This window comes from Adlercreutzia rubneri (genome assembly GCF_009755265.1).
Classification (GTDB): Bacteria; Actinomycetota; Coriobacteriia; order Coriobacteriales; family Eggerthellaceae; genus Adlercreutzia; species Adlercreutzia rubneri.
Map to the genome: position 1 here is coordinate 96360 of NZ_WPOO01000007.1, position 11483 is coordinate 107842.

General features: G+C 65.3%; 10 protein-coding genes. 8 read left to right on the top strand and 2 right to left on the bottom strand.

Annotated elements, in window-relative coordinates; translation table 11 throughout:
• Positions 1–462 precede the first annotated feature (462 nt).
• Entirely contained in the window at positions 463–1383 is a 921-nt protein-coding gene (murB, locus tag GO707_RS05990) for a UDP-N-acetylmuramate dehydrogenase (RefSeq protein ID WP_335878764.1), read from the bottom strand.
• A 434-nt stretch (positions 1384–1817) separates the two neighbouring features.
• Here murB and GO707_RS12570 point away from each other — a divergent pair, with 434 nt between their 5' ends.
• The 8 genes from GO707_RS12570 (at position 1818) to GO707_RS06025 (ending at position 10264) form a co-directional block, all read left to right on the top strand.
• On the top strand, positions 1818–1949 hold the full coding sequence (locus GO707_RS12570; RefSeq protein WP_256156164.1) for a hypothetical protein: 132 nt from the start codon (positions 1818–1820) through the stop codon (positions 1947–1949).
• 11 nt (positions 1950–1960) lie between these two features.
• Positions 1961–3481, top strand: coding sequence for a TrkH family potassium uptake protein (locus GO707_RS05995; RefSeq protein ID WP_157012509.1), 1521 nt, complete (start codon positions 1961–1963; stop codon positions 3479–3481).
• Positions 3478–4335 (top strand): hypothetical protein, encoded by an 858-nt coding sequence (locus GO707_RS06000; RefSeq protein ID WP_114540122.1) that lies wholly within the window; start codon positions 3478–3480, stop codon positions 4333–4335. Before GO707_RS05995 ends, GO707_RS06000 begins: the two co-directional genes overlap by 4 nt.
• The gene (gene rsgA / locus GO707_RS06005; RefSeq protein ID WP_114540123.1) at positions 4335–5351 is read left to right on the top strand and encodes a ribosome small subunit-dependent GTPase A; all 1017 of its coding nucleotides are present in this window, start codon (positions 4335–4337) and stop codon (positions 5349–5351) included. Before GO707_RS06000 ends, rsgA begins: the two co-directional genes overlap by 1 nt.
• 155 nt (positions 5352–5506) lie before the next feature.
• Positions 5507–6925, top strand: coding sequence for a glycosyltransferase (locus tag GO707_RS06010; protein ID WP_157012510.1), 1419 nt, complete (start codon positions 5507–5509; stop codon positions 6923–6925).
• Positions 6926–6938: 13 nt separating this feature from the next.
• Entirely contained in the window at positions 6939–7820 is an 882-nt protein-coding gene (locus tag GO707_RS06015; RefSeq protein ID WP_157012521.1) for a sulfite exporter TauE/SafE family protein, read from the top strand.
• A 69-nt stretch (positions 7821–7889) separates the two neighbouring features.
• Complete coding sequence (locus GO707_RS06020) at positions 7890–9347, top strand: histidine kinase (protein WP_198161026.1); 1458 nt, start codon at positions 7890–7892, stop codon at positions 9345–9347.
• 107 nt (positions 9348–9454) lie between these two features.
• Positions 9455–10264 carry a hypothetical protein gene (locus tag GO707_RS06025; RefSeq protein ID WP_114548586.1) on the top strand — a complete coding sequence of 270 codons (810 nt, stop codon included), beginning with the start codon at positions 9455–9457 and terminating at the stop codon, positions 10262–10264.
• Positions 10265–10362: 98 nt separating this feature from the next.
• Here the strand turns inward: GO707_RS06025 and GO707_RS06030 are convergent, their stop codons facing one another.
• A complete protein-coding gene (locus GO707_RS06030; RefSeq protein WP_114540126.1) occupies positions 10363–11199 on the bottom strand; it encodes a deoxyribonuclease IV in 837 nt (278 codons plus the stop codon).
• Positions 11200–11483 lie beyond the last annotated feature (284 nt).

The following is an 11483-nucleotide window of genomic DNA, read 5'->3' on the forward strand; positions in this document are numbered from 1 at the left end:
TGTGGTGCAGTGGGTGATCGACGTGCTCGACGAGACCCGCAGGGAGGCGTGGCGCGGCTGCGAAGGCTGAGGGTTCTCGCCTGGGCCTACCTTCTGCACCGCCGCTGCCGCAAAGCCGCCGCCGAAGACCGCAGCCAGACCTTCGAAAATGTCAACGAGTGACGACGCCCCTGGCAAAAAGTCGCCCCGGGCTACGGTGTTGTATGCAGCAAACTTTGTAGTATAGAACAAAAAAGCAGGTCATTGCTTAGCATCTATTTGTCAACATGAGCTAACACCGTAGCCCGACCCGCAAAAATGACGAAGGCGCGCAGTTGCCCTGACAAAAAAGCGCCTCGGGCTGCGAGTTGTACTCGGGTGTGTGGCGAAAAGGCACCTCGGGCTACGGGCTGTGCTTGAAAAACGGCAAAAGAGCGCGTTGTGCTGTGGATACTCTCGGGCCCCCTGCGAATTGCTGCCAGGCTACTGCCACAGCCTCACTTCGGGCTCCAGTTCCACGCCGGTGGTCTGGCGAACGCGGCGCTGCACTTCGGCGATGAGTGCTAGCACGTCGGCGGCGGTGGCGTCGCCGGTGTTCACGACGAAGCCGGCGTGCTTCTCGGACACCTGCGCGCCGCCCACGCGCAGACCTTGGCAGCTGGCCTCTTGGATGAGCGCCCCCGCAAAGTGGCCCTGCGGCCGTTTGAAAGTGGAGCCGGCGCTCGGCATCTCCAGCGGTTGCTTGCTCTCGCGGCGCTCGCGCAGCTCTTCCATGCGCGCGGCGATGGCGGCAGGGGAGTCGGCGCGCAACTGCAGCGTGGCCCCGAGCACCACCCAGCCCTCGCGCATCATGCGGCTGGTGCGATAGCCCCAGTTGGCTTCCGCTGCCGGCACGTTCACGATGCTCCACGAATTCCCGTCGGGCACCAGGCAGCGTACTTCCACGGCTACGTCCGAGAACTGGCCCTCGTAGGCGCCGGCGTTCATGATGGCCGCGCCTCCGACGGTGCCGGGAATGCCGCTGGCGAACTCGTAGCCTGCAAGCCCGGTATCCCGCGCCACGGCGGCCACGGCGGCGTTCGTGGCCCCGGCCGCTGCCCGCACGAGGCCGCCGGGCAGCACCTCGACGTCCGCGAAATTATCCGCCAGCAGAAGCGTCACGCCGTCAAGTCCCTCGTCGGGCGCGAGCACGTTGGAGCCGAGTCCCAGCACACGCCAGGGAACCCCGCCCGCCTCGCAAGTCGACACGACGGCCGCCACCTCGTCTTCGGAGCGCGGTGTCACGAGCCATTGCGCCGGCCCCCCAATGCGAAATGTCGTATGCTCGGCCAGGGGCTCGTCAGGACGCACATTCTGCGAACCGACGATATCCCGAAGGCTCTTCTCGAAGTCCTGGGCGTTCACGGCTTGCTCCTCCTCAGCTGGATTACGGATGCAGAGGAGGTGCGGGATGCCCTGACCGAGCAAGTTCCGCAGCGAACAGAACAGGACTGAATGTCCTGTTCTGCAGAGCGAGGACTGTCTGAGCGAATCAGGGCGTCCCGCACCTCCGGTCGGCAAAGAGTTTCAAGCCCGCGTGTTCTGGGCCGGTATCCTCCGTTTATCATGCCGTGCGGGTTACCGTTGGTGACCCGCATGGCTCATTGTACTAGAATACGCCCATGACGAAATCGCTGACATATCCGCGCGATCGCCAAAGCGCTTCCGCCCATCGTTGCTCGCGCTTCGCACCCGCTTGCGGGCTCGCATCCGCACCCGCTTTTGGGCTCGCATCCGCACCCGCCCCAGTGGCCGCCCTTGCGGATGCTTCCGCACGCACGAAAGTGGGGCGCTAGGCCATGGCGCGCAGGGTTCCCGAGGTCAAGCCCACCTCGCCGGCGGCGGCCATCGTGCTCGTGCTGCTGTTCATTGTCTGCTTCATTATCGGCCTGTGGGTGCTTATGGCGCTCACGCGCATCGTGCTCGGTTAGGGGCAAGGACTATGTGGCAGCGATTCACCCCCTACGACTTGCGCGTTATCGGGCACTACCTGGGAACGCTCCTGTTGTTCTTCGCCGCGCTCATGGCCCTTCCCTTGGCGACGGCGCTGGTCTTTCAGGAATGGGAGCCGGCGGCGCGCTACCTCGCGGCAATCGGCATCACCATGGTCGCGGGCTGCAGTCTGCGTTTTCTGCGCATCGAACCCGGACGCCTCGATCGCCGTCAGGCGCTGGCGGTGACCGGTTTCGCCTGGGTTGTTCTCGCGCTGTTCGCCTCGTTCCCTCTGTACTTCTCGGGGCATTACATGACCTACCTCGATGCCGTCTTCGATGGCGTCTCCGGCCTGACCACCACGGGCGCCTCGCTCATCGTCGATTTGGATCACCTCTCCTACGCCGACAACATGTTCCGCTTCGCTATGCATGCCCTGGGCGGTCTCGGCCTTATTGTGGTGGCGTTGTCCTTCGGGCTTTTCGGCCGCGGCGGCGGCGCGTCGTTGTTTTCGTCGGAAGGCCGCAGCGAGCACGTGGTGCCCAACGTGGTGCAGACCACCCAGTTCATTGCTCGTATTACCCTGGTCATCGTTTCTGTCGCCACGGTGATCATCACGGCGTTGTGTCTGCTCATGGGTATGGAGCCCACCCGCGCCTTCCTGAACGCGCTGTGGATGTCTACCTCCGGGTTCGTGACCGGCGGTTTCACGCCCATGCAGCTTTCCATCATGTACTACCATTCCTTCCCCCTTGAGGCGATTCTCATGGTGCTCATGATTTTGGGCTCCATCAGCTTTGTCATTCACGCCGAGGTGTGGAAGGGGCGTCCGCTCCCGTTTTTCCGAGACATCGAGACGAAGACGATGGTGCTTTGGATCGGGGTCATGGCCTTCGTCTTCACGGCCACCCTTGCCCTGTCGCCCTTCGATGACATGCTCGCCCTCTTGCGCCGCGGCCTGTTCATGATCATCTCGGCGTTCACCACGACGGGCTTTCAGGTGGTCACCACCAACCAGATCACCACCGCTTTCAGCAATGGCGCTTTCCTCACCCTGGCGTTCATCATGGCCGTTGGCGGTGCTTCCGGCTCCACGGCCGGCGGCATCAAGTTCTCGCGCATGGGCATCATCTTCAAGTCCATCGTGTCGAACGTGAAGGAGACGCTGGCACCGGATTCGGCTCGCGTCGTCGTTTCCTACAATCACGTGGGCAGGCGCACCTTGACGCCGGAAATTGTGAAAGAGGCCATGACGGTGTTCATCCTGTACGTGATCACCTACGTTATCGGCGCGCTGGTGGGCATTGCACACGGGTTCGAGGCCATTCCCGCAATCTTCGAGTCGGTGGCCATGACGTCCAACGGCGGCATCATCACGTCGGTGGCGGGGCCCGGCATGGCGGGAACTCTCGAGCTGTTCTATATCTTCCAGATGTGGGCCGGACGCTTGGAGTTCATGACGCTGTTCGCCCTTATTGTGGAAGTGGTGGCCTCCCTGGTGCCGCGGCCTCGACCGAAGGAGCGCTCATGAGGCGGCGGGGTATCGCGCTTCTGGCGATCGCGCTCGCGGCGGTTCTGGCCGCGCCGGGCCCTGTGGCTTGGGCGACGGGGGCTGCCAACGGCGCCACGACGGCTTCCTCTGATGCCGGTGTGACCAACAAGGATGTGCCGACGGACGACACGGGCGTCGTAGAGGCCGGCGAAGGCGCTGGGAACGAAGGCGCTGGAAGCGAAGGCGCGGACGGCGGCGCGGTGCAAGGCGGAGGCGCCGAGGGCGAAGGCGCGAGCGGCGGCGCGACCGAGGGCGAAAACGGGGCCGATGGCGAGGACGGCCAGGCCGTCGTCCAGCCCGCGCGTCCGAAGCTTCCCGACCCAGTCTTCGGCGAGGACGTGAGCGAGGATAACCTCGTGAACCCCCAGCAAAAGCCCGACAGCTCTTTCATCTACGATACCTCCATCTCCGCTTTGCAGGAGGCCGATTCCTACCTGAACAACCAGACGGTGCAGGTGACGGGCGAGGTCATTGGAGACCGCATTCGCGCCGAGTTCGATCCCGGGTACAGCTGGATCGTCCTGCAGGGCTCCGATAGGGCTCACTCCGAAATCCCCGTGTTCATGGACACGGAGTCCACCGAGGTCATCGATACCTACGGAGCCTACGGCCGCAAGGGCACGACGCTGCAGGTGCGCGGCACCTTCCATCTGATCTGCCCGGAGCACGAGGGGCTAACCGACCTGCACGCCGACGCGGTCACCTTCGTGGAAAAGGGGTCGGTCACCGAGCAGCCTTTTGACATCGGCGCGTTTCTGCCGGGGCTTATGCTGGTCGCCATCGGTTTCATCATGCTCATCGTGTTCCACCAGATGAGGGAGGGGCAGCGCTGATGGCCGAGGCGCGCTATCGCGGCGAAGTGGTGAAGCTGGACCGGGGGTACCCGCTCGTGCGTTTGGAAGACGGCGAGCTTCTGCGCTGCGAGCACGCGACGGCCCTGGTGAAGGGGGAGCGCCGACGGGCCGTTATCGGGGACGTCGTGGAAGTGGCGGTGCCCCCGGCGCACGATAAGGGCGTCATCGAGGCCATAGCGCCGCGCACCCGCGAGTTCGTGCGCAAGGATCCCACCGAGCGCGCCGTGCCCCAGGTGCTCGCCGCCAACTTCGAGCGGGTCATCGTGGCCCAGCCCGTGGGCGAGGTGAACCTGCGGCGCCTCGAGCGCGAGCTGGTACTGGCCTTCGAGACGGGGGCCGAGGTGACCGTCGTGCTCACCAAGGCCGATCTGGCCGACGACGCGGCCACCCGGGCCACCGTGGAGGCCGTGCAGGCTCTGGCTGCTCCCGCGGCCGATGTGCTCGTCGTGTCCGAGGACGACCCGGCATCGGTGGAGGCCGTGCGCGCGCTTCTGGCGCCGGGCACCACCACGGTGCTCATCGGGCGCTCGGGGGTGGGGAAGTCCAGCCTGGTGAACATGCTGGTGGGCGCCGAGGTCTTAAGCGTCGGCGCAGTTCGCGAGGGGGATGGCAAGGGCCGCCACACCACGGTGAGCCGCGAGATTGTGGAGGTGCCCGGCGCCGGCCGCATCGTGGATATGCCGGGCGTGCGGGGCTTGGGACTGTGGGACGCCGAAGAGGGCATCGGCGCGGCTTTTCCCGATGTGGAGGCGCTGGCCGCGCAGTGCCGCTTCCGCGACTGCACCCACCACGAGGAGCCGGGCTGCGCCGTGCGCGCGGCTGTGGAATCCAGTGAGCTGACACCGGAGCGCTACGCGTCCTACCAGGCCCTTCAACAGGAGATGGCCGCCATGCGCGATCGTCGCGAGGAGGCGCGCCGCATGAACAAGGAGAAAGTGAGCGATACCAAGCGCCGCCGCGCCGGTGCGCCCAAGGGCGGACGACGCCGGCGATAACAGGGCGCGACTGCGACAATACCCCGTGTATGGGCGGGGTGGTCTTCGCCATGCCGGCTCGTTCCGTTCATGACATTTTGCCTACCGAGATTGCCGCCGGATGCAGACGCGCTAAAATGATGTGACACTCTTCGACTGAACTCGAAAGGACCTCCATGAATCCCGTCGTCGTCATTCCCACGTTCATCTACCCTCGCCGCCACCGCGGAGGGGCTGATGTGGTGAGCACCTACGACCACCCTACCGCCCCCAACCAAGAAGGGGAGCTCGGCCGCTGCCTGGAGTCGCTGGCGAAGGTGGAGGGCCTGGGACTCGTGGTCATCCTCGTGTCCGCCGACGTGTCTTTGGAAGTGCAGGCGGCCGAGAAGGTGCAGGCCATCGCCAACCGCCATCCGGACGTGACCACGCTCGTCATCGGCGCGGCGGAGCTGGCGCTTATCGAGCAGCGCATGGCCCAGCAGAATATCGAGCGCCTTTCCAAGGAAATCGGCTTGCAAGGTTACGGCGCCATCCGGAACTTGGGGTTGCTCGTGGCCAACGTGCTCGGCTTCGATGCCGTGGTGTTTTTGGATGACGACGAGGTGATCGACGATCCGAAATTCCTAGAGAAGGCCATGTACGGCCTCGGGAAGCTCACGCGCCAGGGCGTGCCCATCGTGGCGAAGACGGGGTACTATTTGAACGACCAAGACTCCTACCTCTCGAAATGGGAGGACAAGTGGTACAACCGCTTCTGGCAGCAGGGCCGCGCCTTCAACGAGTGGATCACCAAGGCCATGCGCGGCCCGCGCTTGTCGCGCTCGAACCATGTGTGCGGCGGCTGCTTGGCCGTCCACAAGGAGGCGTTCCGGCGCCTCGCCTTTGACCCGTGGATCACCCGCGGCGAGGATTTGGACTACATGCTCGACCTGCGCATGTACGGCTCGGATATCTGGTTCGACAACCAGTGGGTGCTGCGTCACCTGCCCCCGCGCACCGCAAGCGAGGGCACGCGTTTCCGCCAGGACATCTTCCGGTGGCTCTACGAGTACCGCAAGCTGGAATACTCCCGAGCGCTCATCGACCTTCAGCAGGTGAAGCCGGCCTCGCTCGAGCCCTACCCGGGGCCGTTTTTGGAGCCGGGTCTTCTGCGCCGCATTCGACTCACGGCATGGATGCGCAGCTTCGGACGCCCCGACAAGAAGGCCTACCGCCTGGCCGCCAAGGCCGCCACGGGCGCCGCTTCCGCCTACGCCGAGGCCAACTGCGCGAAGTACTTCGAGTTCCAGTACGTCTGGCCCGAGGCCATGAATCGTTTGGAAAGCGATCAGCTGCTTTCCGAGGCGCTGGTGCGCTCGGCCATGCTGCGCGCCCAGGATGTGGCGGCCGCAGCCCCGGCCCCGGCTCCAGTCGCTGCTGCGCCCGCCACCGTCGCCTCGAGCGCCCCTGCAGGCGGCGCTACCCCCATGTGTCACCCTGGGCGCAGCGCCGCAGGCGCGGAGCCGAAGGATATCCCCGCCCCGCCCGTTCCGTTGCCCCATGCCGACATCGATCCCGGCATGACCACCCAGATTCGTTTGGACATGGAGGACTAGCGTCGTGGAAGCCATGATTCCGCTGTTTCTCGTGTCGCTCGTCGTCGGCCTGGTGGTCGGCGTTTTGGCGGGGCTGCTCGGCATCGGCGGCGGCATGCTGCTCGTGCCGGCGTTCAAGCTCGGCTACGCCATGGACTCCCTCATGTGCACCGCCACCTCGCTGTTCACCATCATCCCGACATCTATCTCAGGAGCGGTTTCCCATATTCGGAACAAGACCTGCCTGCCAAAGCTCGGCGTGGCAGCGGGCCTCGGGGGCGCCTGCATGTCGCCTTTGGGGGTGTGGCTTGCCGCCCTCTCGCCGGACTGGGCCGTCATGGGAGCCGCCGCGCTCATCATCGCCTACTCTTCCGTCACCATGTTCCGCAAGGCGTTGAAGGCCCCGAAGGCTACCAAGCCCGTCGCCCCCTCATGTCATCCTGAGCGCAGCGCTGCAGGCGCGAAGTCGAAGGATCTCGCCGCTGTCGAGGATCGCGCCGCCGCCATCAAGCGGGCGCACTTGGAGGCCCCCGCTATCGGCTGGCGTGAGGCCGCCATCGGTGCGGCCATCGGCCTGTTCGCTGGGCTCGCTTCCGGGTATGTGGGCGTGGGCGGCGGCTTCATCATGGTGCCGCTCATGATGTCCGTCCTGCATGTTCCCATGAAGCTCACCTCGGGCACGTCCCTTATCGCCGTCATGATCCTCGCCGTGCCCGGCACCATCACCCAGGCGGTTCTCGGCAACATCAACTGGGTTGCCGGTATCGCTGTGGCTTGCGGTTCCATCCCCGGCGCGGCCTTGGGCGCCAAGCTCATCCCGAAGGTGCCCGAGCGCCAGCTGCGCTTTCTGTTCGCCGGCTTCCTCGTGGTGGCCGCCGTTCTGCTCGTCGTCAACCAGCTGGGGGTTTGGGGCTAGGTCGTTTCCCTGGCGTTCCCAAGTTTGTTATACTGGCGTCAATTATGGCGGCGATCAGGGGGTACGATTATGACGAAGCGCGAATCGGGCACGGTTTCCACGCGGGGCATCGGCGTGCCCAAGTTCAACCAGGAAATGCTCGCGGCCACCATTGCCGCCCTGGCGGGCATCACGCTCGTGTGGACGTTCTCGCAGCCGGCGTTCCCCGTGCCCGTGCTCATAGCGGCCGGCGCCGTGTTCACCGTTTCCATCGTCATGGTCATCCGGCTCATGATGGATCCCGATTCCGTGCGCGCCCTGCAGTCCGATGCCATGCTGCAGCTGGCCTCCTCCATGATCGACGCCATGGGCGACGGGCTCACCGAGGAGGCCTCCCAGGAGGTGTGCGAGCTTTTGCTGCCGAACACCTCGGCCATTGCCGTCGCCCTCACTAACTGCGAAAACGTTCTCGGCTATGCGGGCTACCAGGAGGCTCACAACCCGGCGGGAATCGCCATACGCACGAGCGCCACCCATGAGTGCATTCGCCGGGGAAAGACGCTCGTGTTGCTTACCCCCGAGGAGATCGGCCTGCCAGTGCCCATCGATCAGAGCCGCATCAAGGCCGCCATCGTGGAGCCGCTGTTCGTCGGCGGCCGAGTGGAGGGAACGCTCAAGTTCTACTACCGCGATCCGCGCAAAATCACCGAAACCCAGCGCTCCATCGCCCACGGCTTCGCCCAGTTGCTCGCCACCCAAATGGCCGCCGTGGAAATGGAGACCCAGCGCAAGCTGGCCACCTCCATGGAGCTGAAGATGCTGCAGACGCAGATCAACCCCCATTTTCTGTTCAACACCATCAACACCATTGCCTCGTTCATCCGCACCGACCCCATGAAGGCCCGCACGTTGCTGCGGGAGTTCGCCGTGTTCTACCGGCGCACCTTGGAGGATTCCACCGAGCGCATCTCGCTCGCCCGCGAGCTCGACCAGGTGCAGCGCTACTTCAACTTCGAGCTGGCCCGCTTCGGAGACGCGCGCCTCGCCTTCGAGGTGGACGCGAGCCCCGCGCTGCTGGACATGATGGTGCCGCCGTTTTTGGTGCAACCGCTGGTGGAGAACGCCATCAAGCACGCGATGCCCACCGAGGGCAAGCTCACCATCACGGTGAAGACCGATGCCGACGGCGACGACGTGGTCATCGTAGTGAGCGACGACGGCGTGGGCATGACCGAGGAGACCTGCGCGAACATCACCCAGGTGGAGTCGTCCACCGGCCTCGGCATTGCCGTGAAGAACGTGCATGACCGCATGATCGGCTTCTTCGGCCCCGATGCGCAGATGGTGTACACGAGCGTGCTGGGGGAGGGCACCCAGGTAACCCTGCGCTGCCCCGGCTGCGCCAAGGCGCCGACGTCCTCGGCTGCATCGGCGTCGGCGGGGGCGCCCGCGGCGGCCGAGGGGGCGGCGCAAAGCGCGGAGAAGACGGCGCGCAACAACGCCACGGTGGCCGAGCTGGCCGAGCTTGTGGCCCAGGTGTCGGAATAAAGGCCGATCCCAGCAGGTAAATCGCCTATTTTCGTATCGACAATAGGGGCGCAGTCGTATATCATCCCATTCATTGGTTGTTATCTTTTATGGGGAAGGGCGCGCCCGTGTTTGAGTTTCTATCTTCGCCGTTTGGCCTGGTGGCTGTAGGCCTCGGTGTGTTGGCGGTGGCCGTGCTCGCCCTGTGTCTGTGGATCACGACCCTCGACCGCCGCATGCGCGGCATGGCCGATGGCTTGGAAACTGAGCGCCGCAAGGTGGCCGAGCTGCAAATGGTCATCGGGCGCCGCGCCAACGCGGCCCGCAGCTACGGTAACCGGGGGAGGGCGGCAGCGCCAGCGCCAGCTCCTGCTCCGGCGTCGGCCGTCGCTGCCGCTTCGGCTGGTGCGCCCATGCCGCCGCGAGGGGCGGCGGCTCCGATGCCAATGGGCACCCCCGCTGGCGCTTCCGTGCCTCCGCGAAACGTCGTTCCGGCCTCCGCGGCCGTTCCTTCGGGCGCAGCGCCTCGAGGCCGTGCGCCCCGGCCCGCTCCGGCCGGCAGCGGCTGGACGCCCAGCAGCATCCCGATGCCGGCGCAGTCGGAGGTGGATGCCTGGGTGCAGGGCGGCCCGGCCGTGCAGCAACCCATTGTGGTGCCCGATCGCAAGATGTCACGCAAGGCTCGCCGCGAGGCGGAGCGCGCCTTCGCGGCCCGCGCGGCTGCCGAACTGGAGGCTCGCCAGGCCCGTCGCGCCCAGGAGGCCGCCGCGGCCCAGCGCTCTTTCGGGTCGACCCCGGCCCGCGCGGTAGCAGCTTCTGCGCACCCCGCCGCAGCCGGCCGTCCTGCTGCGGGCGTTCCCGCCCAGGCCCAGGGCTTCGCGCCGGTGCAGCCGGCTTACGGTGCGCCTTCCGGCGCTCGCGCCCGCCACACGCGCTAGCGGTCTTCCCGCTGCGCCACTTTCCCAAACTCAAAAGGCCAGCGCCGAGGATGCTTTCGGCGCTGGCCTTTTCGTGATGCAACTGACGTGCTGGGCTTCTACCCCTTGTAGGCCTCCTGGAATCGAGCGACGTCGCGCTCGTAGATGACGAGCGTTGAATCGGGCTCTTCCAGATAGAACGGCACGCCGGCCAGCTTGGGATGGTTCACGAGGGCCGCTAGGGCGTCGAAGCCGATCTTGCCTTCGCCGATGCGCGCGTGGCGATCGACGTGGCTGCCGCGCTCATGGGTGGCGTCGTTCAGGTGCACGGCCTTCAGCTTGTTCAGGCCGATGGTACGGTCGAACTCTTCCAGCACGCCATCGAGGTCGCCTACGATGTCGTAGCCTTCGGCCCACACGCCGGCGCAATCGAAGCACACGCCCACGTGCTCTGGGTGCTCCACCTTGGCAATGATCGCGGCCAGCTGCTCGAAGCTCGTACCCACTTGGGTGCCCTCGCCGGCCATGGTGTCCAGCAGCACGCAAGTCTTCATGGATGGCGTGATGATCTTGTTCAGGGCGTCGGCCACGTCGGCCAGCCCCTCTTCCACGCTGATGTTCAGACGGCTGCCCGGGCGGATGAGGTACAGCGAGCCGTCCACCTCAGCCAGGCGCGCCAGATCCTCTGAGTACACCATGAGGGCGAAGTCACGCTCGTTCATCTTGTCCGTGGCCGGGTCGGCATCGTAGGGGGCGTAGGCCAGCGCGTCGTGGATGCCATGCTCCTTCGCGAAGGCAAGATAGGCGGCGACGTCCTTCTCGTCGAGGGCCGCCTGCTCGCTGCCGCGCGGGCTGCGCGTGAAGTACTGGAACGTGTTTGCGTTGATGGACGCCGCCTCTTTGGCCATCTCCAGATAGCCGCGGCGCTTCGAGAGATGGCAGCCAATGGTCAGCATGATGGGTCCTTTCGACAAAGATTTCTAAAAACTTGGTCAAAAAATCGAGTTATGAGTCTTGTCCTGGCCAAAAATCATAGTTCAGATGCCCTTGAGTCGGTGCAGTGCGGGCATTTGTTCAAGATTCCGTTGAATTAAGAGCGATTTGGAGCGCTTCAGGGGGTGCGGACAGTTACTTGGACAGCGGCCTACGCCGCCAGCCCCAACCGCCTCCTGCGGTTGTCTATCGTATCGTAGACGGTCCTGCCGCCCTCCCGGAAGGCCTTTAGACGGACGGTCGAGTA